The 25,828-nt window shown below is 43.9% G+C and carries 27 protein-coding genes and 2 tRNA genes; 5 read left to right on the plus strand and 24 right to left on the minus strand.

Annotated features, from left to right (window positions below; all coding sequences use genetic code 11):
* Nucleotides 1–3: 3 nt before the first annotated feature.
* From T546_RS0111290 to T546_RS0111335, 10 genes are all read right to left on the minus strand, one after another.
* Nucleotides 4–1,056 (minus strand): type II secretion system F family protein, encoded by a 1,053-nt coding sequence (locus T546_RS0111290; RefSeq protein WP_026891708.1) that lies wholly within the window; start codon nucleotides 1,054–1,056, stop codon nucleotides 4–6.
* A 31-nt stretch (nucleotides 1,057–1,087) separates the two neighbouring features.
* On the minus strand, nucleotides 1,088–2,071 hold the full coding sequence (locus tag T546_RS0111295; protein ID WP_026891709.1) for a transglutaminase-like domain-containing protein: 984 nt from the start codon (nucleotides 2,069–2,071) through the stop codon (nucleotides 1,088–1,090).
* 20 nt (nucleotides 2,072–2,091) lie between these two features.
* Complete coding sequence (gene rlmB, locus T546_RS0111300) at nucleotides 2,092–2,829, minus strand: 23S rRNA (guanosine(2251)-2'-O)-methyltransferase RlmB (RefSeq protein WP_026891710.1); 738 nt, start codon at nucleotides 2,827–2,829, stop codon at nucleotides 2,092–2,094.
* Nucleotides 2,826–3,284: a Mini-ribonuclease 3 gene (locus T546_RS0111305; RefSeq protein WP_026891711.1), complete on the minus strand. Its 459-nt coding sequence runs from the start codon at nucleotides 3,282–3,284 to the stop codon at nucleotides 2,826–2,828. The genes rlmB and T546_RS0111305 overlap by 4 nt, the downstream gene beginning before the upstream one ends.
* Nucleotides 3,269–4,672: a cysteine--tRNA ligase gene (gene cysS, locus T546_RS0111310; protein ID WP_026891712.1), complete on the minus strand. Its 1,404-nt coding sequence runs from the start codon at nucleotides 4,670–4,672 to the stop codon at nucleotides 3,269–3,271. Before cysS ends, T546_RS0111305 begins: the two co-directional genes overlap by 16 nt.
* A 27-nt stretch (nucleotides 4,673–4,699) precedes the next feature.
* Nucleotides 4,700–5,245 carry a 2-C-methyl-D-erythritol 2,4-cyclodiphosphate synthase gene (gene ispF / locus T546_RS0111315; protein WP_026891713.1) on the minus strand — a complete coding sequence of 182 codons (546 nt, stop codon included), beginning with the start codon at nucleotides 5,243–5,245 and terminating at the stop codon, nucleotides 4,700–4,702.
* A gap of 35 nt (nucleotides 5,246–5,280) precedes the next feature.
* On the minus strand, nucleotides 5,281–6,207 hold the full coding sequence (locus T546_RS0111320; protein WP_026891714.1) for a diacylglycerol/lipid kinase family protein: 927 nt from the start codon (nucleotides 6,205–6,207) through the stop codon (nucleotides 5,281–5,283).
* Between the two features lie 172 nt (nucleotides 6,208–6,379).
* Nucleotides 6,380–6,453: transfer RNA gene (locus T546_RS0111325), tRNA-Met, on the minus strand.
* Between the two features lie 35 nt (nucleotides 6,454–6,488).
* A tRNA-Val gene (locus T546_RS0111330) sits at nucleotides 6,489–6,561 on the minus strand.
* 226 nt (nucleotides 6,562–6,787) lie between these two features.
* On the minus strand, nucleotides 6,788–7,708 hold the full coding sequence (locus T546_RS0111335; protein WP_024838333.1) for an NYN domain-containing protein: 921 nt from the start codon (nucleotides 7,706–7,708) through the stop codon (nucleotides 6,788–6,790).
* Nucleotides 7,709–7,913: 205 nt separating this feature from the next.
* Between T546_RS0111335 and T546_RS0111340 the strand changes: the two genes are divergently transcribed.
* From T546_RS0111340 to T546_RS0111350, 3 genes are read left to right on the plus strand one after another with little or no spacing between them, the layout of a single operon-like run.
* The gene (locus T546_RS0111340; RefSeq protein ID WP_026891715.1) at nucleotides 7,914–8,111 is read left to right on the plus strand and encodes a spore coat associated protein CotJA; all 198 of its coding nucleotides are present in this window, start codon (nucleotides 7,914–7,916) and stop codon (nucleotides 8,109–8,111) included.
* Nucleotides 8,111–8,407, plus strand: coding sequence for a spore coat protein CotJB (locus tag T546_RS0111345; RefSeq protein ID WP_026891716.1), 297 nt, complete (start codon nucleotides 8,111–8,113; stop codon nucleotides 8,405–8,407). The genes T546_RS0111340 and T546_RS0111345 overlap by 1 nt, the downstream gene beginning before the upstream one ends.
* Nucleotides 8,407–9,027, plus strand: coding sequence for a manganese catalase family protein (locus T546_RS0111350; RefSeq protein WP_026891717.1), 621 nt, complete (start codon nucleotides 8,407–8,409; stop codon nucleotides 9,025–9,027). The genes T546_RS0111345 and T546_RS0111350 overlap by 1 nt, the downstream gene beginning before the upstream one ends.
* Nucleotides 9,028–9,091: 64 nt before the next feature.
* Here the strand turns inward: T546_RS0111350 and T546_RS0111355 are convergent, their stop codons facing one another.
* Genes T546_RS0111355 through T546_RS0111365 form a run of 3 tightly spaced genes read right to left on the minus strand, consistent with a single transcriptional unit; the run spans nucleotide 9,092 to nucleotide 13,691 of the window.
* Nucleotides 9,092–9,400, minus strand: a complete 309-nt coding sequence (locus T546_RS0111355; RefSeq protein ID WP_026891718.1) for a DUF3837 family protein — start codon at nucleotides 9,398–9,400, stop codon at nucleotides 9,092–9,094.
* A gap of 14 nt (nucleotides 9,401–9,414) precedes the next feature.
* Nucleotides 9,415–12,618, minus strand: coding sequence for a carbamoyl-phosphate synthase large subunit (gene carB / locus T546_RS0111360; protein WP_026891719.1), 3,204 nt, complete (start codon nucleotides 12,616–12,618; stop codon nucleotides 9,415–9,417).
* Nucleotides 12,619–12,620: 2 nt separating this feature from the next.
* Complete coding sequence (locus T546_RS0111365; RefSeq protein WP_026891720.1) at nucleotides 12,621–13,691, minus strand: carbamoyl phosphate synthase small subunit; 1,071 nt, start codon at nucleotides 13,689–13,691, stop codon at nucleotides 12,621–12,623.
* Nucleotides 13,692–13,949: 258 nt separating this feature from the next.
* Here T546_RS0111365 and T546_RS0111370 point away from each other — a divergent pair, with 258 nt between their 5' ends.
* Nucleotides 13,950–14,147, plus strand: coding sequence for a hypothetical protein (locus tag T546_RS0111370; RefSeq protein WP_026891721.1), 198 nt, complete (start codon nucleotides 13,950–13,952; stop codon nucleotides 14,145–14,147).
* 106 nt (nucleotides 14,148–14,253) lie between these two features.
* Entirely contained in the window at nucleotides 14,254–15,519 is a 1,266-nt protein-coding gene (locus T546_RS0111375; RefSeq protein WP_051629778.1) for a peptidoglycan-binding protein, read from the plus strand.
* A gap of 102 nt (nucleotides 15,520–15,621) precedes the next feature.
* Here T546_RS0111375 and T546_RS0111385 read toward each other — a convergent pair whose 3' ends face one another.
* The 11 genes from T546_RS0111385 to T546_RS0111435 form a co-directional block, all read right to left on the minus strand.
* Nucleotides 15,622–16,524, minus strand: a complete 903-nt coding sequence (locus T546_RS0111385; protein WP_026891723.1) for a DUF368 domain-containing protein — start codon at nucleotides 16,522–16,524, stop codon at nucleotides 15,622–15,624.
* A gap of 34 nt (nucleotides 16,525–16,558) precedes the next feature.
* On the minus strand, nucleotides 16,559–17,203 hold the full coding sequence (locus T546_RS0111390; RefSeq protein WP_026891724.1) for an HAD family hydrolase: 645 nt from the start codon (nucleotides 17,201–17,203) through the stop codon (nucleotides 16,559–16,561).
* Between the two features lie 129 nt (nucleotides 17,204–17,332).
* Nucleotides 17,333–18,115, minus strand: a complete 783-nt coding sequence (locus tag T546_RS0111395; RefSeq protein ID WP_026891725.1) for an N-acetylmuramoyl-L-alanine amidase — start codon at nucleotides 18,113–18,115, stop codon at nucleotides 17,333–17,335.
* A 79-nt stretch (nucleotides 18,116–18,194) separates the two neighbouring features.
* Nucleotides 18,195–18,650, minus strand: coding sequence for an Lrp/AsnC family transcriptional regulator (locus T546_RS0111400; protein ID WP_026891726.1), 456 nt, complete (start codon nucleotides 18,648–18,650; stop codon nucleotides 18,195–18,197).
* Nucleotides 18,651–18,784: 134 nt separating this feature from the next.
* On the minus strand, nucleotides 18,785–20,014 hold the full coding sequence (locus T546_RS0111405) for an LL-diaminopimelate aminotransferase (RefSeq protein ID WP_026891727.1): 1,230 nt from the start codon (nucleotides 20,012–20,014) through the stop codon (nucleotides 18,785–18,787).
* 19 nt (nucleotides 20,015–20,033) lie between these two features.
* On the minus strand, nucleotides 20,034–20,846 hold the full coding sequence (gene dapF / locus T546_RS0111410; protein ID WP_026891728.1) for a diaminopimelate epimerase: 813 nt from the start codon (nucleotides 20,844–20,846) through the stop codon (nucleotides 20,034–20,036).
* 17 nt (nucleotides 20,847–20,863) lie between these two features.
* Nucleotides 20,864–21,412, minus strand: coding sequence for an ANTAR domain-containing response regulator (locus T546_RS0111415; RefSeq protein WP_026891729.1), 549 nt, complete (start codon nucleotides 21,410–21,412; stop codon nucleotides 20,864–20,866).
* Between the two features lie 40 nt (nucleotides 21,413–21,452).
* Nucleotides 21,453–22,790 carry a type I glutamate--ammonia ligase gene (glnA, locus tag T546_RS0111420; protein ID WP_026891730.1) on the minus strand — a complete coding sequence of 446 codons (1,338 nt, stop codon included), beginning with the start codon at nucleotides 22,788–22,790 and terminating at the stop codon, nucleotides 21,453–21,455.
* A gap of 223 nt (nucleotides 22,791–23,013) precedes the next feature.
* Nucleotides 23,014–24,882 carry a heavy metal translocating P-type ATPase gene (locus tag T546_RS0111425; RefSeq protein WP_026891731.1) on the minus strand — a complete coding sequence of 623 codons (1,869 nt, stop codon included), beginning with the start codon at nucleotides 24,880–24,882 and terminating at the stop codon, nucleotides 23,014–23,016.
* A gap of 16 nt (nucleotides 24,883–24,898) precedes the next feature.
* The gene (locus T546_RS0111430) at nucleotides 24,899–25,123 is read right to left on the minus strand and encodes a cation transporter (RefSeq protein ID WP_026891732.1); all 225 of its coding nucleotides are present in this window, start codon (nucleotides 25,121–25,123) and stop codon (nucleotides 24,899–24,901) included.
* A gap of 38 nt (nucleotides 25,124–25,161) precedes the next feature.
* Nucleotides 25,162–25,545 (minus strand): ArsR/SmtB family transcription factor, encoded by a 384-nt coding sequence (locus T546_RS0111435; RefSeq protein ID WP_026891733.1) that lies wholly within the window; start codon nucleotides 25,543–25,545, stop codon nucleotides 25,162–25,164.
* Nucleotides 25,546–25,828 lie beyond the last annotated feature (283 nt).

Raw genomic sequence — 25,828 nt, forward strand, 5'->3', positions numbered from 1 at the left:
CTCCTAACCAATGGCAGATAATACACCCATAAGCGGCAGCATGACAGAAAGTAAAATGAGTCCCACGGATATGGCCAGAACAGCCACCACCGTTGGTTCAAAACGGTTAATCATCTGCTCCATGGCAGTATCTGCTTCTTCCTCGTATTTGTCCGAAATCTCCGCCATCACACTGTCAAGACGGCCGCTTTTCGTCCCTACTTTAATCATCTGAACATAAAATCCTGTGAACAGACCAGTATTTTTCATGGCTGTATAGTAAGTGGCCCCTGATTCCAGTTCAAAGGAACACTGATTGATTTTCTCTTCCACAATCTTATGATCCACCAATTGGCCAGCCAGCTCCATACCTTTTTCCAGATCCAGACCGCTTTTTAAGGTAAGGGATAACACAGAGGTAAAACGGCGCTTTGCCGTAGACAGAGCAATTTTATTATTCTTCTTGATCCACCAAATGAACTTTTCTGCTGCAGGAAGCTTTTTCCCCTTTTTTCCAAGAAGCCATACGATGAAAACAGCTATACCAAGAACAGCACCTAATAAAAGAGCCGCTCCGCTGAAGATTCCACCAAGCCTGGCAGCAGCAAGAGAAGCCGGCGGCATCTCTGCCCCCAGCTGCCGGTATACGCCTTCAAATATAGGCATGACATTGGTAAATAAAACCAGCAATACAACAAGAAGCATGGTGATCATGATGATGGGATATGTAAGGGCATGTTTTATGTTCTTGTAGAGCACATCTTCTTTATCGTAATACTCTGCAAGGGATTCCATAATCTTATCCAGATTACCGGTTTCTTCTCCGACTCTGACCATTCGGATTACATAAGGCGGATAGACTCCTGCCTGTTCCAGCACTTTTGAAAATGGAATGCCAAGCTCCGCTTCCTCTGCCATGGAAAGCAGGATCTTTCTCTCTTCTCCCCATACCGCATCCTCCGCCATAACAGACAATCCCTCGTCAAGAGGGATTGCAGCATGAAGAAGAAGGGATATTTGAAGGCAGAAAGCGGAAATTTCTCTGGAAGAATAAATGTTTCTCGCACTCTTTGCCATATACCGTTTCTCCTTTTTCTATATGGTTTCTTTAGTAAGTGTATTTTCCTTTATAATTGGAGCTATTGGTTATATATTGCTTGATTGCAGGATCGTTACCGCCAGAGGATGCAAAGGTAGGATCCATGAGCTTCCAGTCGTAGCCGTCAAAGTATATGACATTGTCCACCCAGCCCTGTCCCTCGATATAGACATTGACCCATGCATGGTAAAGACTTCCCGTATAGCCTACCACTAACTTGGTAGGAATGTTCTGTGATCGTAACATAGAAGTCATAACAGCCGCATAATCAAAACAGATTCCCTTTTTCTTAGCCAGAGCCTGGTCAACATCAGGAAGGTATCCGGTCTGAACGGAATTGGCCAGCGCAGTATCGTAGGTAAAGTTTTTCACCACGTAATTATAAACATTGGTCACAACTCCAAGAGAATCCGGTGCTGACGCTGCAAGCTCCGCTCCTTTTGATACCACCGCACTTCCAGCTGTAAAATTTACATACTGGTTTGGGTATAGAAATGGTTCATACTCATTGGAAAGGCTGACCTGCAGCTGATTACTGTATTTAATGGCGTACTGAGTCCCCTGTACCTGCTCCAGAACCCGCAAAGTATAGGTTCCATTTCCCTCTGTTAAAGGAAATACCTCATAGGCGGATCTTGCATTTAAGTCATAGGTATAAGTCTCTCCGCCGCTTTTAATGACCTGTACCTTTATCTTGGAAGCACTGCCCGTATACTGGACCATAACATAACCATGGCTTGTATTGGATGCATCAACCGTTACCGAATTGCCGCTAAATGTAACCGTTCCAGATGCCACTGGCACTTTCATGTTGCCGACAGCAGGCTTGGAAGCCAAAGGAACTGCTTCATCCTTAATACTGACAACTGTTTTCCATTCAATGCTTTCCTTTGTATTTTCTGATGCAGAGATGGACCCTTCTGGTCCAAAGCCAGCAATGTAGACCATAAAGGCTGCAAATGCCGCTGCAAATACCGCACCACTTTTCTTCATCTTTATCATCTCCCCCAGTGTTATCCCAGACGTTGTCTCACGATTTCATAGGCAAGGACCCCAGCCGCAACTGAGGCATTTAAAGAGTCAATATCCCCTTTCATGGGGATAGAAGCTACCATATCACAGTTCTCTTTTACCAGCCTGCTGACACCGCTTCCTTCACTTCCAATCACAAGTCCGATCGGACCCTTTAAGTTCATACGGTACATGGTCTCTCCCTCCATATCGGCGCAGACAAACCATATGCCCTTTTCTTTTAATTCTTCCATGGTGGCTGTTAAGTTTGTAACCTTTGCCACTGGTGTATAGTTAAGTGCACCTGCTGAGGTCTTTGCAACGGTTGCTGTCAGACCTACCGCCCGTCGCTTTGGAATGATAACACCATGAGCTCCGGCTAAATTAGCGGTACGGATAATGGCACCCAGATTATGGGGATCTTCGATTCCGTCCAATAAGAATAAAAACGGAGGTTCTCCCTTTTCCTCTGCTGCCTTTAACATATCTTCCACTTCTGCATATTCATAAGCCGCTGCATGAGCGATTACGCCCTGGTGATGTCCTTCTTCAGACATCTGGTCCAGCCGTTCTCTCTCTACGAAATTAATGATGGTATCTTTCTTTTTCGCTTCCCTGATAATGGACTGGATGGGGCCATCCTGAACTGCCTTTTGCACGTACAGCTTATCAATTGTCTTCCCGGAGCGAAACGCCTCCAATACTGCGTTTCTTCCCTCTATGGTAAATTCCTCTATCATTCCAGTTCTCCTATTCGTTCAAGTCCCTTGCCCACTACGGCAATGAGCCGTTCTAAATCTCCGTTTAAATACAGATAGCCGCATAACGCTTCAAATCCAGTAGCCGTCCGGTAATCTGCCATGGTGGCATGCTTGGCCGTTGTGACTGACTTGGCATTACGCCCTCTTTTATAAACAGCAATCTCTTCCGGTGTTAAATCTTCCGCCTCCATCAGACGCCTTATAATCTCTGCCTGGGTCCCGGCATTGACCAGCTTGGCACTCTTTTTGTGCATATTGTTTACCTGTGTGCTTCCATGATTCATTACCTTTGTTCGGATCATGACCTCATAGACAGCGTCACCAATATATGCGAGAGCCAGAGGGGAATAGCTTTTGATATCTACTTTCTTTAAATGCAGTGATTCTTTAAAGAAATCAGAAAATCCGTTCAGGGTCATTATACTCTCTTCCATTTTACACCTTCCCTGGTGTCCTCCAGAACGATACCCTGCTCCAGTAATTTTCCACGAATCTCATCTGCAAGAGCGAAATCCTTGTCTTTTCTTGCCTGCTGCCTTGCTTCTATCATGGCTTCGATTTCTTCGTCAAGAATCTCTTCCTTCTTCTCTGCAATAATGCCGAGAACACCGCACAGCTCATCAATGGTTTCCTTTAAGTAGGTCACATATTCTCTTGAGCTGTTTTCATCGGTGGTGGAATTGCTTAGTTTCACCAATTCGAAAATGGCTGAAATCGCATCTGCTGTGTTGAAATCATCATCCATGGCAGCTTCATATTTGGCAACCAGCTCTTCTACCGGCTTTTTCTCTTCTCCCTCGCGAAGGGAATCTGTCTTTATGACTGCTTCCAGATCCTTAAGCTTATCTACAGCTGTCAGAATACGGTCTAAACCGTTTTTGGAAGATTCCATTAAATCAGCGCTGAAATTAAGCGGACTTCTGTAATGAGCACTGAGCATAAAGAAACGAAGTACCTGTAAATCATACTTTTCACCGATTTCTCTTACGGTAAAAAAGTTTCCAAGAGACTTTGACATCTTCTTGTTATCCACATTTAAAAAGGCATTGTGCATCCAGTATTTTGCAAATTCTTTTCCGTTGGCCGCTTCACTCTGGGCAATCTCGTTCTCATGATGAGGGAAAATCAAATCTTCTCCGCCTGCATGGATATCAATCTGGTCTCCAAGGTACTTTTTAGACATCACAGAGCATTCAATATGCCAGCCAGGTCTTCCCTCGCTCCAGGGTGACTCCCAATAAGGCTCCCCTTCTTTTTTCGGTTTCCAGAGAACGAAGTCAGAGGATTCTTCTTTGCCATCTTCTCCGGTCACTTTTATTTCACGGAATCCTGACTGTAGATCTTCCAGGTTCTTATGGGACAGCTTTCCGTACTCCTTAAAAGACTTGGTACGGAAATAAACGGTACCGTCTGCCGCCTCATATGCATGGCCTTTATCAACCAGACCTTTTATCATATCAAGCATTCCACAGATTTCTTCTGTAGCCAGAGGATTTTTAGTCGCCGGCTTCACATTCAAAGCTTCCATATCTTTTTTGCACTCTTCAATGTAGCGCTTGGATATGACATCTGAATCCACACCTTCCTCGATTGCCTTTTTGATGATCTTATCATCTACATCAGTAAAGTTGGATACATAATTAACCTCATAACCTTTATATTCAAAATATCTTCGTACGGTGTCAAAGACTATAATAGGTCTTGCGTTACCAATGTGTATAAAATTGTAAACGGTAGGACCGCATACATACATCTTGACCTTTAAGGGCTCCAATGGCACGAATTCTTCTTTTTGTCTGGATAATGTATTAAAAACCTTCATAAATATCTCCCTCCTGTTAATTGGTTTCTATCTTCCGCAGCAGCCTCCGGAACAGCCTCCGCAACCGGAACCCATGATTTTATCATCATAACAGTAATCTTCCACAGAAGTAAGAAGGGTAATAGCCTGAGCTGAAATTCCCTCGCCGTTTCCGGTAAATCCAAGTCCTTCTTCCGTAGTGGCTTTTACATTCACCTTTCCTACCGGCAGATTCAGCGCATCTGCAATGTTCTCCATCATCTGAGGGCGATAGGTAAGAAGCTTTGGTTTCTGTGCGATAATGGTGGCATCTATATTTTCAATAATATAGCCCCCCTCTTCCAATAGCTTACCAGCCTGTTTTAAAAGCTCAATACTGGATACATCCTTATATGCCGGATCCTGATCCGGAAAATGTTCTCCGATATCTCCCATGGCTGCCGCTCCAAAAAGAGCATCAATAACAGCATGAACCAGCACATCCGCGTCAGAATGACCTAAAAGTCCTTTCTCATATGGAATCGTTACACCTCCAATGATAAGATCTCTTCCTTCTACTAATTTATGAACATCATATCCCTGTCCAATTCTCATAATATTTCCTTTCTTCTATATATATACATTCGCTGCTAAACAATCACCCGCAATTTTTTACTGATACACCGAATCTGCACATCCTTTTGACAAAAACAGCTTTCCCCATCGGTATGGACTGCCATCGGATGCTCCATGTGAATGGAGATTTCCTCACAAGTATAAAAACGGATCCCTGTATTTGGTATCTTTCTTCCTAATAAAGAACAGGCCAGTACAGGAATCAGCTTACGCTTCTTTCTGTTATTCATAATACAGATCGTAAGCTTTCCATCTTCAAAACTTGCACCGGGTGCAAACTTGAATCCACCGCCCTCGTAAGGATGAATGTGGGCGGATATAAAATACACGTGATTAAATTCTACCTTTTGAACACCATTTATAAGAACATGACCCTTAGACGGCTTCGCCAGGGCAAGCTGCTTGATTCCGATTAATAGATAAGCCAGCCTTCCTATGTGAAGCTTGTGAAGCAGTCCCTTTGATTTTGAAAATAATATATTATGGCAAACAGCTGCATCCATACCGATTCCTGCACTTACAATGAATCGTCGGTGCGCCACTTCACCGTCCCCATACGTTATAACCCCATAATCCATTAATTTGTAATACTTTGGATGAAGAATCCTGTCAAGACATTTGACCGGGTTTCTGGGCAGTTTTAAACTCCTTGCCAGATCATTGCCCGATCCCGCAGGAATATACCCTAAGGTTATGGAACCACAAAAACAGAGTCCATCCAGAATCTCGTTCACTGTACCATCTCCGCCTACGGCAACAATTACATTGGATTCTTTACAGCCATTTGTCAGTTTACTGGCATAAATCCTCGCATCTCCCGGCTTTTCCGTAAAATAAACTTCATACTCCACACCGGAAGCTTCCAAAGCTCCCTCAAGCTTATTCCAGGTATTTTGTCCACGTCCGCAGCGTGAGTTAGGGTTTACAATAAAATAGTACATGGGATCCCTCCACTTTTTGCTATTTGTTAGTATACCATAAAACAGGAGAATTGAATATAAAAAAAAGAAAAAGGTCAGCGAACCTTGTCAAAGAAAGGAGAAATGACTTTTTTCGTAAAATAAAAAACACATTGAACCCGACTTAACGTCAGACTTTCAATGTGTCTGTTAATAGCGGAAGGGAGATTCGAACTCTCGACACCACGGGTATGAACCGTGTGCTCTGGCCAACTGAGCTATTCCGCCATATGAAATTGTTTGATAAACGCTTCGTTTATCAGTGGGACCTACAGGGCTCGAACCTGTGACCCTCTGCTTGTAAGGCAGATGCTCTCCCAGCTGAGCTAAGATCCCAGTGCTTGTCAGGAGCTTTGTTTTTCTCTCGTTCCCGACTGCTTCATTAGTATAATATGAATTGTATTAATTGTCAACACTTTTTTGTCAATTATTTTCTTTTTTTTCCATTTCTCTTAAAACTCTGATTCCTGCGAGGTTTTCTGCCTTTTTTCTTCTCCTGAAACAGACAAAAAATCACAAAAGCCGTCTTGGAGTGCTCCGTCAACGGCTTTTTATTATCCAATTATTCTTTTTTCAAAAATACCGCTTTGCTGTTGTTTTTATTCTCCCGTACTTCCAACATGGAAACACTGTGGACGAATTTGGAAAATGTGGAATACCCGTAATCCTTTACCTTAAAGTCAGCAAACTTCCGGTGCATACCATTACCTAAAGCCGCAAGCTCCATTCCGTTTTTACCAGAGCCCTTTACAAGCTTCACTGCAAATTCTTCCAGCTCCTGGCGTTTGGTACGGTTGTCCTTCATTCGGACCGTCACTACATTGTTTGATTTTCTAAGCTCAAAGCTGTCCATCTCTTCCAAAAATTTAGACAGAGAGCTGTAGCCATAATTTCTCACGTCAAAATCGGAATACTTCTTTACCAAACGGTTCCCGATCTCTCCAAGTCCGGTCGCCTTATTCTTATCATCATTTTCCAAAATGATGGAGGTAATATCCTGCTCAATGACTTCCTTTCCAATGGCTCCGCCGCCGGTTCCCTCTTCATCCTGATCCAGAAGAACTTCCAGATTGGTAAAAACTGTACAAGCCGCGCGGAAGGATTTGGGTGTCTTTTCTTCTCCCATACCAATGACTTCTTTTCCTGATTCCCGAAGCCTGCTTGCCAGGCGGGTGAAATCACTGTCACTGGAAACGATACAGAAGCCATCCACATTGTCCGTATAAAGTAAGTCCATGGCATCAATAATAAGTGCAGAGTCGGTGGCATTCTTTCCAACGGTATTGGAAAACTGCTGAATCGGGGTAATAGAATTTTCCAAAAGCTCCAGCTTCCACTTTCCCATCTGAGCGCTTGTCCAATCTCCATAAATTCGTTTGTAGGTAATGACCCCGTATCGTGTCATCTCATCCAGAATGCATGTAATGTACTTTGCTGAAATATTATCTGAATCAATCAAAACTGCAAATTTTTTGTCACTCAAAACCCTGTTCTCCCGTCTTAATTTGTTTTCCCATATCCTGTCTTTGCTGTCATTTTAATCTCGTCCTATTAATTATATTTCATTTTACCATTTATTACAATAACATGACAGTGGTTAAAATGGGAGAATTTTAGTCAAGTATTATCCTTTTATATGTTCATAATAAAAAAGAAGATATTAAGACAGCTATGAAAGGAGTGTTACTATGAATACGATTTCTTCTAGTGGATATGACACATCAAAAAGACCCCCTGCAACACCATCGGAATCAGTTCACCTTGCAATTGCCACAGTTCCCATGCAGTCTTGGGAACAGCCATATGACCCAGCAGCAGCTTTAAAACATGGAACAATTTTCCCCAGTCTTAATCTTCCATTTTACGTTACGGGAGGTGATTTGTAATGGCAGACCGAAACAATCTTCTGCAGCAGATCAACGAAATCAGTTTTACGGTCAATGATTTAAATTTATATCTGGACACTCATCCTTTGGATGAAAATGCGCTCGATGCTTTTAAAGAGGCCATGGAACAAAGAAAACAGCTTTTACAGACCTTTGCTGAAAACTTTGAACCTCTTACCATAAATTGCGTGTGCCCTGATACCAACAACAAAAGCCAGACAAAAACAAAATATCCGGATCAGAGACATTTCACCTGGTCGGATGGCCCGCTGCCGTGGGAAGGAGGAACGATATAATGTGGACCTATGAAAAAAGATTACAGTTTCCAGTAAACATCAAAAATACTTGCCCTAAAACAGCATCTCTTATCATCAGCCAGTTTGGCGGACCAGATGGAGAATTAGCTGCCTCTATGCGTTATCTTTCCCAAAGATATTCCATGCCATGCAAGGAAGTTGGCGGACTGCTCACCGATATCGGTACTGAGGAATTAGGGCATTTAGAAATTATCTGCTCTATCATTTATCAGCTTACAAAAAATCTATCCGTGGAACAGGCAAAGACAGCAGGCTTTGATGCCTACTATGTTGACCATACCACAGCTCTCTGGCCCACTGCCGCTGCCGGAGTGCCATTTAATGCATGTGAATTTCAGTCTAAGGGCGATGCCATCACCGATTTGATTGAGGACCTGGCAGCCGAACAAAAAGCCAGAACCACTTATGATAACCTGATCCGTATCATCCCAGACCCTGATGTAAGAGAACCGCTTAAATTTTTAAGGGCAAGGGAAGTCGTTCATTTCCAGAGATTTGGAGAAGCACTGGAAAATATCAAAGGAGATCTTGACCCTAAGAACTTCTATTATTTTAACCCTGAATTTGATAAGCAGTTTGTAAAGAAACCAGTAGATTAATCATAAGAAAAACCGGAAATGCAATGAATGCGCTTCCGGCTTTTCTTCTATATTAATGGTTTATTTATTTTTGTTCCTCGTAGCTGTACTTTAACAGCTCATATATTTCATCGGTAACCGGATCATCTTTATAATATCCATCTAAAAGTGTTATGATCTTTTTCGCAAACTCCGACGGAACCGGAAGATCTTTTACCGCCTTATGAAAATCCTCTTTCATCTGACTTACCATCTCCCGCTTTTGTGGAATCGCAAGACCAAATATCTTATAGAGCATTCCCATGGCCGCACAGGCCTCATTTGGTGAGGTCAATGGTGCATTTTCAAATCTGGTTTTAATTTCTACCGCCTGTTTGTTGATGTAAAATATCATAAAATCACAATCCCTTATACATTTTTTACCTTTGCAATATCAATGAGTGTCAATTCTTTTGCCTTGTTTTCCATGCTGGTCACTAAGGCCTGTGCCGTATCCAATGAGGTCAGGACCGTAACGCCTGTTTCTATGGCATTTCTACGGATAATGAAGCCGTCCTTGCTTCTGTCAGCGCCCTGAGGCGGTGTATCGATAACAAGGTCAATTTCATGTCCCAGGATCAAATCCATGAGATTTGGAGATTCCTGTTCCAGCTTGCGGACCATAAGAGCTTTTACCCCATTGTCATTTAACACCTTAGCAGTGCCTGAGGTGGAGAATATCTTATAGCCCTGAGCCTGAAATCTTCTGGCGATCTCAACGACTTCCTCTTTGTCAGAATCTTTTACGGTAATGATCATATTCTTATGCTTTGGAAGCTTGATGCCTGCTCCTGCAAAGGCTTTGTATAATGCTTCGTTAAAGGTCTTTGCAATTCCAAGACATTCTCCTGTGGATTTCATCTCAGGTCCCAGGCTGATATCAGCGCCGCGGATTTTTTCAAAGGAGAATACCGGCATCTTTACTGCAATATAATCTGCTTCCGGCTGGAGACCTGGCTCATAGCCAAGTTCTTTAATGGAATGTCCGCAGATAACCTGAGTTGCAAGGGGCACGATTGGAATTCCTGTTACCTTACTGATGTACGGTACGGTACGGGAGGAACGTGGATTTACCTCGATGACGTAAACGTCGCTTCCGCAGACAATGAACTGAATGTTGATCATTCCTTTTACATGAAGGGCTCTTGAAAGCCTTCTGGTGTATTCCACCAGCTTCTCCTTCACCTCATGGTCAATGCTCTGGGCCGGATATACAGAGATACTGTCGCCGGAATGGACACCCGCACGCTCAATATGCTCCATGATTCCTGGAATCAGTATATCTTCCCCGTCGCAGACTGCATCTACTTCAATCTCTTTTCCCATGATATATTTATCTACCAGTATCGGGTGTTCCTGAGCGATCTGGTTGATGATTCCAATAAATTCGTCCACATCCTGGTCAGAGATGGCAATCTGCATTCCCTGGCCGCCTAATACATAGGAAGGTCTTACAAGGACCGGATAGCCCAGCTTGTTGGCTGCTTCTTTTGCTTCTTCCGCTGTAAATACGGTGTGTCCAGCTGGTCTTGGAATCTCACACTCTTCCAGTATCTTATCAAACAGCTCTCTGTCCTCTGCTGCATCCACATCTTCTGCTGCTGTTCCGAGAATGGGAACGCCCATCTTCATAAGAGCTTCTGTCAGTTTGATGGCAGTCTGTCCGCCGAACTGTACCACTGCTCCATCAGGCTTTTCTACATCTACAATGCTTTCCACATCTTCGGGAGTCAGAGGCTCGAAGTAAAGCTTATCTGCAATGTCAAAGTCCGTACTTACGGTTTCCGGATTGTTGTTTACAATGATTGTCTCATATCCTTCTTTGCTGAAGCTCCAGGTGCTGTGTACGGAGCAGTAATCGAACTCAATTCCCTGACCGATACGAATTGGGCCGGAACCAAGGACAAGAACCTTTTTCCTTCCGGAAGTCTGAATGGCCTCATTCTCACTTCCGAAACAGGAGTAGTAATAAGGAGTCTCAGCCGCAAACTCAGCTGCACAGGTATCTACCATCTTAAAGGCTGCGGTAATGCCGTTTTCTTTTCTTCTGTCATAAATTTCTTCAACAGAAACTCCTGTCAGTCTTGATATCACGGTATCCGGGAACTCCAGACGTTTTGCTTCCTTTAACAGCTCTGTGGTAAGAGGGCCTTTTTTCAGAGCCTCTTCCATCTCTATAAGAATGGCAAGCTTATCAATGAACCAGACATCAATTTTTGTAATGTCATGTATGCTCTCATAGGAGAAGCCTCTTCGCAGTGCTTCTGCAATGACCCAGATTCTTCTGTCATCTACAAGATGAAGGGTCTCTGTCAGTTCTTCATCCGTAAGGCCGGTAAAATCATAAGACATGAGACTGTCCACATGCTGCTCTAAGGAACGAATGGCCTTCATTAATCCGCCTTCGAAGTTGGTACAGATGCTCATTACCTCGCCGGTTGCCTTCATCTGAGTCCCCAAAGTTCTCTTTGCGCTTAAGAATTTATCAAAAGGAAGTCTTGGCATCTTAACAACGCAGTAGTCAAGCATAGGCTCAAAGCTTGCGTAGGTCTTTTTCGTTACTGCATTCTTGATCTCGTCCAGGGTATAGCCTAACGCGATCTTCGCTGCCACCTTTGCAATGGGGTATCCGGTTGCCTTGGAAGCAAGGGCAGAGGAACGGCTCACACGAGGATTTACCTCAATGACACAGTATTCAAAGCTGTCCGGGTGAAGGGCATACTGTACGTTACAGCCGCCTGTAATTCCAAGCTCGCTGATGATCTTTAAGGCAGAAGTACGAAGCATCTGGTATTCCTTGTCTCCCAGGGTCTGGGAAGGAGCTACAACGATGCTGTCGCCGGTATGAACGCCAACCGGATCAAGGTTTTCCATATTACATACGGTAATCACGTTTCCAGCGCCGTCACGCATTACTTCGTATTCTACTTCTTTCCAGCCAGAGATACAGCGTTCTACAAGAACCTGACCAACACGGCTGAGACGAAGTCCATTTTCTAAGATCTCACGGCACTGTGCCGGATTCTCGGCAATACCGCCACCAGAACCGCCCAGGGTGTAGGCAGGTCTTAGTACGATGGGATATCCGATCTCTTTGGCAATTCTTAAACCGTCTTCTACGTTCTCTACGATATCAGAAGGTGCTACCGGTTCCCCGATCTTCTCCATGGTCTCTTTAAACATCTCACGGTCTTCTGCCTTCTTAATGGTAAGGGCAGTGGTTCCAATCAGACGAACGTTATGCTTTTTTAAAAATCCGCTGTCTTCTAACTCCATAGCCAGGTTTAGACCAGCTTGTCCGCCAAGGGTCGGCAAAACGCTGTCAGGCTGTTCCTTTAAAATAAGCTGTTCCACCACTTCTACCGTAAGGGGTTCAATGTATACCTTGTCTGCAATGTCTTTATCCGTCATGATGGTTGCAGGGTTTGAGTTTAATAAGACTACTTCTACCCCTTCTTCTCTTAAGGAACGGCAGGCCTGTGTACCTGCATAATCAAATTCTGCCGCCTGACCGATGATGATCGGACCGGATCCGAGAACGAGTACTTTTTTAATATCCTGAATCTTCGGCATTATTATCTCTCCTCCATCATATTTAAGAACCGGTCAAATAAGTAGCTGGAATCCTGAGGTCCAGGACAGGCTTCCGGGTGGTACTGAACTGTGAATATGTTTTTATTGGTGTATTTCAGTCCTTCATTGGTTCCGTCATTGACATTGACAAAGGCAGGAACTGCTACCGATGGATCCATGGTATCCACATCTACCACATAGCCGTGGTTCTGGGAAGAAATATATACACGTCCTGTTTCCAGATCCTTGACCGGGTGGTTTCCGCCTCTGTGTCCGTACTTTAATTTATGTGTGTCCGCTCCGGTTGCAAGAGCCATAAGCTGATGTCCCAGACAGATGGCAAAAATCGGAACATTGGAATCATAAAGCTTTTTGATCTCAGCAATAATTTCCGTACACTCTTTTGGATCGCCAGGGCCGTTAGAAAGCATGATTCCGTCCGGGTTTGCGGCAAGTATCTCTTCTGCCTTTGTAAGGGCAGGGTATACGGTTACTTCGCAGCCTCTCTCATGCAGAGAGTGTGCGATGTTCTTTTTGGCGCCAAGATCTAACAGTGCTACTTTCTTTCCGTTTCCGGAAAGTACAAAGGTTTCCTTACAGGTAGAGGCTTTTACGACTCCGGTAACCTCATAATTTTTCATACGCGAAATGACGTCATCGAGATCAAAACCTTCATTGGTTGTGATCATGCCGTTCATCGTACCTTTTTCTCTTAAGATTTTTGTTAGGGCTCTCGTATCGATACCACTGATACCTGGAATGTCGTTTTCTTTTAAGAAATGCTGAATGGTATCCTCGCTTCTAAAGTTGCTGGGGATTCTAGATAATTCTCTGACAATGTAGCCATCCGGCCACGGTTTTAATGATTCCATATCTTCCTGACAAATGCCGTAATTACCAATTAACGGATAAGTCATCACAACCGCTTGCCCCGCATAGGAAGGGTCGGTGAGGACTTCCAAATAACCTGTCATGGAAGTATTAAATACAATTTCGCTAATAATTTCCCGTGTTGAACCAATGCTCGTCCCTGTAAATACAGTACCGTCTTCCAGTATTAAAAAAGCTTTCATACGCAAAGTCCCAATCCTTTCTTAATGGTATGTTTTGAGCTTTCTGATATCAGCCCAAATTGAATAGATTATACATTATCTCGTGACATTTTTCAACTGTTTTTTTCGTATTTCTTTTATTAAATTTTATTCATATTTTTTGAATATTCAGTGTTTTACCATGTAACTAATGTATAATTATGCACTTATAGAGATGGAATATTATTCAAAAGTATACTTTAGGGTCTATTCGGGGAAAATAGTAATGAGGTGATAAATATGATAGATAACAGCGATCTGCCCATTGGTTTTACCATGGAATTGGCTCAGCACTCCGATATTTTAAACCGTTTTGCAGGACTTCCTGAATCTCAGAGGAACTCCATTATCGACGGTGCAAGAAACGTTGACAGCCGGGATGAAATGCGCAATTATGTGGAATCTATTTTTAAAGAGCCTAAAAATTCATTTTTCTAAAAAGCCACCCGCAGAATGGATTTTCCCCAATCTGCGGGGGACTTTTGTAATGATTCCATTTCTACTGTAATATATTTATAACAATTATTGTTATAAGGGGCATTCTATGAATCCATATACGATTTACAGAGCGCAGGAAAACAATTCAATCGGTTCCCTTCAGGTTAATGTTGTCTCTGCAGAAAATAACTTTCCCATTCCAGATGCAGAAATTACCATTTCTTATACAGGAGACCCCACTAGTACTCTGGAGCAGGTAGTTACGGATGCTTCCGGTCAGACTGAACTCGTAAGTCTTGCTGCACCTCCTGTGGACTTAAGCCTTTCACCAGGCCTTGAACAGCCTTACTCCGAATACACGCTGATGATCCGTGCCCAAGGCTTTGAGCCGGTAGCCATCTCAGGCACCCAGATTCTTGCAGATACCATTGCTTTGCAGCCTGCCCGAATGACTCCCATTCAAGATCAAGTATCTCCCGATGTTCCCATCGTTATCCCGGACCATACCTTATACGGCGAATATCCTCCAAAGATTGCGGAATCAGAAGTGAAAACGGTAGCGGAAACCGGTGAAATCGTTCTTAGCAGAGTGGTGGTTCCCCAGACAATTATTGTACATGACGGTGTTCCCACAGACCCCACCGCTCCTAATTATTACGTGCCTTACGGCGATTACATTAAGAACGTGGCATCCAGCGAGATCTATGCAACATGGCCCAGGGAAACCATTATAGCCAATGTTCTGGCAATTATGAGTTTTACCCTAAACCGTGTGTATACCGAATGGTACCGGAACCAGGGATATGATTTTACCATAACCTCTTCCACTGCCTTTGATCATAAATGGATCCATGAGCGGAACATATATGAAAGTATCTCTCAGGTCGTTGACGAAATTTTTAACAGCTATCTGTCACGTCCTGGAATCAGGCAGCCCATACTTACGCAGTACTGCGACGGACAGCGCGTACGGTGTCCGAACTGGATGTCACAATGGGGGAGCTGCGCCCTTGGGGAACAGGGCTACACAGCGATTCAGATCCTTCGTAATTATTATGGAAGCGATATGTACATCAACACGGCAGAGCAGGTTTCCGGTGTTCCCTCCTCCTTCCCTGGCTATAACTTAACCATAGGTGCCACCGGCGATAAGGTTCAGCAGGTTCAGGATCAGCTTGCTGTCATAGCAGGTGTTTATACAGCAATTCCAAGAATTACGGCTGACGGCGTTTTTGGTGAACAGACTGCTGAGGCAGTTCGCCAGTTCCAGAGAATTTTCAATCTTCCTGTAACCGGAATCATAGATTTTGCCACCTGGTACCGGATTTCTCATATCTATGTAGGCATTACCAGGATTGCGGAATATTCTTAAATTTTTGAGGGCTTCACCAAAAGGGAAGGCATTTGAAATGCATTTGATTTATAATCAATGCATTTCAGACGCCTTCCCTTTCTATGCTGTAAAGCCATAAAATCAGCCTTCTCCTCCTAAAAGGTCTGCCGCTACATATCCAAGAAGTGCCAGGGATATTCCACCCATTAATTCATAGAGTTTTATGCCCTGCCATGGGATATTCCATAAAATCACAAATGGGGATGAAAACACAAGTCCGATGATAACCCGGTACATCTGGCATTCATGACTTCTTAAGAGGCCCTCCACGATTTTGGCAAAGAAAAATACCCCTAAAGCCATACCGGTGAAATAAGGCAGTAATACCAGGATATAATAGAACAATCCATGAAAGTCCATGACAGACAAAGCTCTGATACAGGCATTGTTCGTCTGTAAAATGGGTTCATAAAATCCCAGCATCATCATAATCATAGAACCACTGACACCTGGAACAATCATGGTGCCTGCCGCCAGAAGCCCCACAAGAAACAAGGTCACCACCCAGTATTTACCGGAAGTCAGGTAATAAGCCCCTGAAAGTGTGTTCATTCCTCCGCCGTTTCTTCCGGATGCGATTATCGTCTCTGCAATAACGGTAATTAATATGACCACTCCGCAGGTTACTGCCGCAGTCAAAATTCCTTTTTTCCTGTCCTTATGTTCCCTGGAAAAGGACTTTCGAAACAAGGTTGGAAGCCCACCTCCTATGAGCCCTAAAAATGCCAGCTTAGTCTGAAGGGGATATGTATGAAAAAGATATTCAAAAGCCAGAGAAAGAAACACAATTCCCGCCACTGCCCCGATGCCGTATGGAAGCAACGTCCGTATACTCTTTACGGGCTCCTTAAACAGCTGGGTAACCGCATGGAGAATCGTGTCGTATACTCCCATGGTTATGGCAAGCATTCCGCCGCTGATTCCCGGAAGTATGTTGGCCACACCTATGATAACGCCTTTTAACAGCTCGCTGATATATTTCAAGCAATTCCTCCTGAAATTCTGTCGTTATCATATCCTATGCCTGTTTCACCACTTCTAATACATCTTTTACCCTGGGTAACCTGTAATCTGCCAGACTCTGGTCAAAGCCATATCTCTCATCAATCACAGCAGCAATCTTCATTCCCGCTCTGTGAGCTGCTGTAATTCCAATGGTGGAGTCCTCTACGGCCAGGCACTCTTCTGGCTTTACACCGAGACAGCTTGCCGTATGGAGATAGATTTCCGGGTCAGGCTTACTTTTTTTAAACTGATTGCCGCTGACCACAGTTTCAAATAGGTCACGTATCCCATTTTCAACAAGAACCCGTTCCACCAGCTCTAAGTGGGTAGAGGATGCAAGAGCAAGCTTGTATCCCTCACTTTTTAGTGTGTTCAGGACCTCTGTGGCTTCCTTACGGTAGAGCTTTCTGTAATCGATTTCCTCATAAATGTCCTTTTTTCGAAACTCACTTCGAAGCTCCTCCCAGGTTTGTCCATTGTTCACCGCCCGTTCCACCACTTCCCAGGAGTCCTTTTTTGTGGCACCCACCATGGGGTAAAGCTGCTCCATTGTTACAGCAGGATTCTTTGTCCTTGCGAATGCAAGCTGATAGTTTAAATACACGCCTTCGCTGTCAATCAAAACCCCATCCATATCAAATATAACTGCCTGAATCATGTTGTCTCTCCTTGTCTATCTTTCTGATTCAGACAATAAGGGAACCAGGAGGGTTTGTCAAGCTGAAATACAAAAAAAGCCGCAGGGGCGGGGCCTTTCTTATAAAGCCTTCGTCCCGGCGACCCATTTTCATAATACAGCCGGCCTTTTGACCATAAATGTATTGTACCCGTACCGTCTTAAGGCCTGCTCCATTTGTACCGCGTTGTCAACATTATGGAATGCTCCCACCCGAACCTTATATAGTCCGTCTTCTAAAACGATGAAAGCCGGAAATCCCTGGGCTTTTAAATCATTCATTTGCGTTTCCGCAAGTGAACGCACCCGGTACGCTCCAGTCTGAATCTGGTAATATTCTGTTTGGGATTCTGTCTGCTCCTGAATGGTCGCTACGATGCTGTTCCCAATGGACTGTGCGATCTCAGTAAAGTTCTGGTCAAACAGATGATTATCTTCCTCATTGTCTATAAATCCAGCCTCTATCAGAACCGCCGGAATATTTGTCCTTCTAAGAACAACCAATCCCGGGCGTTCAATGACTCCTAAATCACTAAATCCGGTCTTACTTAAGGCTTCCATGATGTTGCTTGCCAGCATAGCCTGAGGGCCTTTATTTTCAAATAAAAGGACTTCAGCCCCGGAACCAGAACCAGGAACAGGCATTGCATTTCGGTGTAAGGAAACAAAAAAGTTTGCTTCTGCATCGTTTCCCATCATGGTTTTCTCAAGAGGTGTATTGTAGGTATCGTCAATTCTTGTATATCTGACATCAAGTCCGCTGTCTGCAAGAACTTTACCTACTGCCAGCGCAAGCTTTAAGTTATCATCCTTTTCCTGCCGTCCGTTATAGGTTGCACCAGGATCTGCACCGCCGTGGCCGGCATCTATCACTACGATCTGTCTCTCAGCCAAAAGAAAAACTCCTTTCACATACCTCTATTCTATAACGTATGTGAGAGAAGCTTCTCAAGTACCACATTTTTTATAAATTTTATTCTTTTTCTGCTAATTCCGCCATCACATCCACGCCTCTTGGTCCTACCGGAGTGGAAAATACGATCTGAGTGTTGGTTTTTCCGTATTTTTGAAGCTGGCCGATGAAAACATCCAGTTCCATGGTACTTTGAAATGCCACCTTTATCAGCATGGAATAATCTCCTGTCACGCAATTGCATTCAAGCACATTTGGTATGGATTCCATATAGGAATAAAACTGAAGCTTGTCAATTGGTGATACATCCAGGTTTACGAATGCTGTGATGTGATAACCAAGCTTCATCGGATCTACGGAAGCATGGTACCCTGTAATGATTTTTTCCCGCTCCAGCTTCTCGATTCTGGAGGAAACTGCAGGTGAGGATAAAAAAGTATTTTCTGCTATGTTCTTTAAGGATGCCCGAGCATTCTTCTGCAGGGTCTGCACTATTTTCTTATCGATATCGTCCATATCTTCCTCCTTGAAATAAAAAAAGCGCCAGTACTTCCTAAGTACTGAACGCTTTTGTTCTTATAAATTAAGCCGTTATCTTATAAATCTTTCATACACTTAATAATATCTAATTATCAAATACTTGTCAACATTTATTTTCTTAAGGAAGGCATTTTTTTAAGCCGTTCCATGGCTTCTACTGTATTTTCATAAGTACCGAATGCAGTGAGACGGAAATATCCTTCACCACTTGGTCCAAACCCGCTTCCAGGAGTTCCCACCACACTGGCTTCTTCTAAAAGCAGATCAAAAAACTCCCAGGAGGTCATTCCTTCCGGCACTCTCAGCCAGATGTAAGGAGCATTGACTCCGCCGTAGACTTCACAGCCGGCTTCCTTTAACCCATCATAGATGACTCTGGCATTTCTCATGTAGTATGCCACCTGTTCCTTTAGCTGTGCCTTTCCTGCTTCGGAATACACGGCTTCACCAGCCTTCTGGATGATGTAAGGGGCTCCGTTAAATTTAGTTCCATGACGTCTTGCCCAAAGAGCGTGAAGAGCCACTCCGCCACGGGTCAATTCCTTTGGAATTACGGTAAATCCAAGACGTACTCCGGTAAATCCGGCGTTCTTAGAAAAAGAACGGAATTCAATGGCACAAGTCTTCGCGCCCTCAATCTCATAAATGGAGTGAGGAACGTTGTCCTCTGCAATGTACGCTTCATAAGCAGCGTCATAAAGAATCACTGCACCTGTTTTATTGGCATAATCCACCCATGCCTTTAACTGGTCTCTGGTTAAGGTGGTTCCTGTTGGATTGTTTGGAACGCATAAGTATATAAGGTCTGCCGCCTCTTTTGGAAGCTCAGGAACGAAACCGTTTTCTGCTGTGCAAGGCATATAGACCACCTTGCTCCATTTTCCGGTTACCTCATCATAGGTTCCGGTTCTTCCTGCCATGACATTGGAGTCTACGTATACAGGATACACAGGATCACAGACTGCAATGATACTGCTCTCATCAAAGATTTCCTGAATGTTGCCGCAGTCACTTTTGGCACCGTCAGAAACAAAAATCTCGTCTGCCTCGATCTGACAGCCTCTTTTAATATAATCTTCTTTTGCAATGATTTCTCTTAAAAAGCTATACCCAAGATCCGGTGCATAGCCGTGAAATGTCTCTGCATTTCCCATCTCCTCTACCGCCCCGTGAAGAGCGTCAACAATAGATGGAGCCAGAGGCATGGTAACATCGCCGATTCCAAGACGGATTACTTTTTTATCAGGATTTGCTTCGATGTAAGCTTTCACTTTTTTTGCAATTGTGGAAAACAGATAGCTTCCCGGAAACTTTAAATAATTTTCATTTACCTTAACCATAGGTTCCTCCTGCTTTATCTTATAGATTGTTAATGTCAAATTCTCCCTCAAACACTTCCACCGCAGGCCCTGTCATAAACACATGACCACTGCCCTCTCTGTCCCAGTGAATGGTCAGATTGCCGCCCTTTAATTCTACCTCTACCGTGTTTAAGGTCCGTCCGCTCAGTGCTGAGGCTACTGCACTGGCAGTAGCGCCAGTTCCGCAGGCCCAGGTCTCACCGCTGCCTCTTTCCCATACCCTCATACGAATATAGTCCTTTTTTATTACCTCAATGTACTCAGAATTGGTCCGCTCCGGGAAACGCTCATGGGTTTCAAAGGAGGGACCTATGGATTCAAGGTCCAGATCATCGATGCCTTCCATATAATAGATTGCATGGGGATTTCCCACGGAAATACCGATAAATTCATACTCCTTACCGTCAATTACAATGGGCTCCGGCACTGTACTGGTCAGCTCCGGAATTCCCATATCAACAGTAATCTTAACTGCCTTACCATTTTCTTCGGTGATCTTTAAATGCTTGATCCCTGCCTTTGTCTCTACATCAAATTCTGTTTTATCCACCAGCTTGTGATCAAAAACATACTTACCCACACAGCGGATTCCATTTCCGCACATTTCGCTTTCTGATCCATCTGCATTGAACATCTGCATCCGGCAGTCTGCTGTCTTAGAGGGGCAGATAAGTATCAGTCCATCGGAACCGATTCCAAAATGGCGGTCGCTCACCTTTTTAGAAAGCTCTGCCGGATTTTGAACCGTTTCCTCAAAACAATTGATGTATACGTAATCATTACCAATTCCCTGCATTTTTGTAAATTTCATAACTGTTTCCTCAACTTCTATTGATTAATCAAACTCACGATCATCTGAGCCGTTTCAACCATATTGGTTCCGCTGTCCATACTGCACTTTTGAATGTAACGGTGGGCTTCTGATTCAGACATGTGGTTTCGCTCCATTAAAAGCTCCTTTGCCTGCTGAATCGTCTCGATCTCTTCTCTGCTTCGTTCCTTTGGCTGGCTCTTTAACTTCTTCCGCTTTCTTGCAATGGTCTCCAACATCATACCAAGAGTGCTCACAAGATCCTGAACCTTTAAAGGCAGACCAAGGCAGACCATATCATCCGGCGCCCTTCCGGTCCACTGGCTTGGAGATGCCACCAAAAGCATCTCCACTCCCGGAGGCAGGCATTCGTAAACCTCCTGATATACCATATCTGCAAATCTGCTGCCGCATACCACCACTCCGCTTCCAAGTTCATCTGCACTGTTGACTGCCTGTGCACCAGAGGTGCAGACCGCGGAGACGAAAAAGCCGTTTTTCATTAGTATATTCTTTATATTTTTCGCATCCTCCGCCTTGGAAAATGCCACAATCACATTGGTCAAGCACTCTCACCTCCAGATAACCGTATCAGGGATACAATAGTTAATACTTATACAGGTATTCTTCTACTTCCCAGTCAGTTACCTGGGCACGGAACATGTGCCACTCAGCTTCCTTTGCTTCCAGATATTTGGTGAAAATATGCTCACCTAACACTTTTTTCATAAATTCATCTTTCCGGAACGCTTCAATGGCTTCTCCCAGAGTTTCCGGAAGCTGTTCAATTCCTCTGCTTAAAATCTCTTCCTCGGGCATGGCAAATACATTGCTGTCCACGCTCTCCGGCGGTGTCATTCCATTTTCAATGCCATCAAGTCCGGCCGCCAGGCAGGCTGCCAGTGCCAGATAAGGATTGACTGCAGAATCCGGGCAGCGAAGCTCAATTCTCGTGCTGGAACCTCTGGAGGAAGGTATGCGGATCAATGGGCTTCTGTTTGCCTTTGCGGACCATGCAATGTAAACCGGTGCATCATAGCCCGGAACAAGGCGTTTATAGGAATTGACTAAAGGATTGGTCAAAATGGTCATTCCCTTCATATGGTGGAGAATGCCTGCGATAAAGGAATACGCTGTTTTACTTAATCCCTGCTCATCTTCATTGTCCTTAAACATGTTGTTGCCGTTTAAATCGGAAAGTGACATATTAATATGCATTCCGGAACCATTGACTCCTGCCTTTGGCTTTGGCATAAACGTAGCATGAAGACCATGACGCTTCGCAATGGACTTAACAGCCAGTCTGAAGGTCATAATGTTATCAGCTGTAACAATGCCTTCTGCATATTGAAAATCAATCTCATGCTGACCCGGTGAGATTTCATGATGAGAAGCTTCAATCATAAAGCCCATCTCTTCCAGTGAAATCACCATATCACGGCGAACATTTTCCGCCTGGTCAATGGGTGCTACATCAAAATAACTGGCGGTCTCGTGAGTATGGGTCGTCGGACGCCCCTCTTCATCGGTATGGAAAAGAAAGAATTCACACTCCGGGCCGGCCTGAAATACAAATCCCATATCATGTGCTTTCTTAAGCACCTTTTTTAACACGAATCTGGGATCGCCTTCAAATGGGGCCTGATCCGGGTTGTATACATCACAAATCAGCCTCGCTACCTTGCCCTGCTGCGGCCGCCATGGGAATATCTCAAAGGTATCCAGATCCGGATAGAGATACATATCAGACTCTTCGCTTCGGATAAAGCCCTCAATAGAAGAACCATCAAACATACAGCGGTTGTCTAAGGCTTTTGGAAGCATGTTCTTTGTAATTGCCACATTCTTCATCATACCGAAAATATCCGTAAACTGAAGGCGGATAAACTCCACATCCTCTTCTTCCACAATACGGAATATATCTTCCTTGCTATATTTGCTCATCATACATCTCCCTTTCTTAATCCTTGAATAGAGAGTCCTAAAGAGGGACTCTCTGTCACAGTGCGCTTCCATACCTGCATAATTGCCTTATGGGAAACGAAATATCCTAATAGGAAGTATCTCCAAAAAAAGGGTGGGCAAACACAGCCTTTTCATGGACCGTCTTCGCACCACCTCATATGTGTAAAATATAACAGCTGTCAAAAAATTTGTCAACGTGTTTTTAATCTTTGATTTTATACTTTAAGGCACGGACTGCATTTAAAATAGCCAGTACAGAAACACCTACATCACCAAATACAGCCGCCCACATGGTAGCAATTCCCATGGCCGACAGAATAAGAATTACAACCTTCACACCAATGGCAAAGGCAATGTTCTGCTTCACGATTTTCATGGTTTTTCTTGCAATCAGTATGATGTCTGTAAGCTTTGACGGCTCATCGGTCATGATGACAATATCAGCTGCTTCCACCGCAGCATCAGATCCGATTCCGCCCATGGCGATACCAACGTCAGCTCTTGCAAGAACAGGAGCATCGTTGATTCCATCCCCCACAAATGCCAGCATAGTTCCTTCCGGCTGATTCTTAAGGAGTTCTTCTACCTTATGAACTTTATCCCCTGGAAGCAACCCTCCATGAACCTCGTCAAGACCCAGAGCTTTTCCAACTGCCTGACCAACCTCTGGTTTGTCACCAGTCAGCATGACCAGCTTTTTCACACCTGCCCTTTTCAGTCCCTTTAAGGCTATGGGCACGTCCTCCCGGACGGTATCAGATATGGTGATGGAACCTAAGTATGTGGTTCCTTCAGAAACGTATAGAGTGGTTCCTATGACTGATTGATTTTCAGGAACGGAAATAGAAAGCTGTTCCATAAGCCTCATATTACCAACGGAAATTTCCCTTGTTTCCCCGTCTAAAAACAGTTCAGACCGAATGCCAAAGCCTGCCGTCTCTTCTACATGTCCAATCATGGTCTTGTCAAGTGGCTCTCCATATGCTTCTTTTACAGAAAGGGCAATCGGGTGATTGGAATGATATTCTCCGTAAGCCGCCAGCTTTAAAAGCTCCTCTTTAGAACCCGTTACTGCTTCTATGTCGGTGACCTTGAATTTTCCAGTGGTAAGGGTACCTGTTTTGTCAAAGACTACGGTACCTAAGGAAGCCATGGACTCCAGATAATTGCTTCCCTTTAATAGAATTCCATGACTGGAAGCCGCTCCCAAGCCTCCAAAGAAGCTTAAGGGAACTGAGATTACAAGAGCACAGGGACAGGAAACAACGAGAAAGCTTAAGGCACGGTAAATCCAGGTATTCCAGTTTCCGCCAAACAACAACGGAGGAATTACGGCAAGGAGAAGGGCAAGAACCACGACCGCAGGTGTATAGACTCTTGCAAACCGGGTGATAAATGTCTCTGCCTTTGCCTTTCTGGAGCTGGCATTCTCCACTAATTCCAAAATCTTCGCTACTGTGGAATCATCAAAGAGCTTTGTGACCTGAATCTCCAAAACACCGTTTAAGTTAATGGAACCGCTGATAATATCATTACCCTCTTTGACTTCAGCAGGCATGGATTCTCCCGTAAGGGCTTTGGTATCAAGCTCGCTGGCTCCTTTTATCACCACTCCATCAAGAGGTACTTTTTCTCCAGGCTTTACAACAATGGTATCCCCAACTTCCACTTCATAAGGATCTACCTTTTCTTCCTTCCCGTCTCTTAAAAGGTTGGCATATTCCGGGTTGATATCCATCAGTTCTGTAATGGATTTTCTCGATTTATTGACTGCATAGTCATTGAAAAGCTCCCCGATCTGATAAAACAGCATGACTCCTACGGCTTCTTCCATGGCGCCGATTGCTATGGCTCCAAAGGTAGCTATGGTCATAAGGAAATTCTCATCAAAAACCTGGCCGTTCTTCATACTGCGGACGGCTCTCAAAGGCACATCATAGCCTGCTGCAAGATAGGAAATTATAAATGGAACCAGATACCAGGATGTCCTACCTTCAAAAAGCATCCCGATCGCAAAGAACAGGGCGCTTATGAGAAGCCTGATTATCATCTTTTTTTGTTTTTTAGTCATAAAAGCTCCTTTAGTCTTACCGTACTACCTTAAATTCTGCTTCTGGCTCAATCTTGTTTGCAAGTTTTCTGGCAGCTTCCAAAATCTCATCAGTCTTATCTTCCTGAACTTCCATGGTCAGTCTCTGTGTCATAAAGCTTAAAGAAGCACTTTCCACGCCGGATAATTTCTTAACCCCTTCTTCAATCTTAGCTGCACAGTTGGCACAGCATAACCCTTCTAATTTAACGATCTTTTTCATATTATCACTCTCTCCTTGTTTTTTATTCTTTTTATTCCCTACTCGCTGATATGCTCCATTCCCTGAGCCAGAATGGTCTCGATATGACCGTCTGCCAGAGAATAAAAAACAGTCTTACCTTCTCTGCGAAACTTCACCAGACGCATCTGCTTTAATACTCTTAACTGATGGGAAATAGCTGACTGTCCCATCTGCAATAGATTTGCCAGGTCGCATACGCACATCTCCGATTGGCTGAGTACATATAGAATCTTAATTCGTGTGGCATCACCAAATACTTTATAGAATTCAGCCAGATCAAGAAGCTCCTGTTCTTTCGGCATAACATTTAATACCTGGCTCACTACACTCTCATGGACACAGATAAAATCACACTGATCGAAGTCAGTTTCTGCTCTGCTCTTTTTAAGATCCAGCTCCATAACATACCTCCTTGTAGTTAATATTATTATATGAATAACTGTTCATATGTTTATACTATCACATCTCATCTATTTGTCAAGACATTACACTCACTGACTTGACACTGGTTTTTAAGGGTGGTACACTAAAGTTCCTTTTCCATTCTATGATCACATCTGATTTTCAGGAAAAGAGAATATTTATACCACGGTAGGGTCCCCGGAAATTTATAATTTCCGGAGAGAGGCGCTATGGTCTATGGACCGGCTGTGCTCACCGCTTGGCAAGATATTAGAACGCTCC

The organism is [Clostridium] aerotolerans DSM 5434 (genome assembly GCF_000687555.1).
GTDB classification, from domain to species: Bacteria; Bacillota; Clostridia; order Lachnospirales; family Lachnospiraceae; genus Lacrimispora; species Lacrimispora aerotolerans.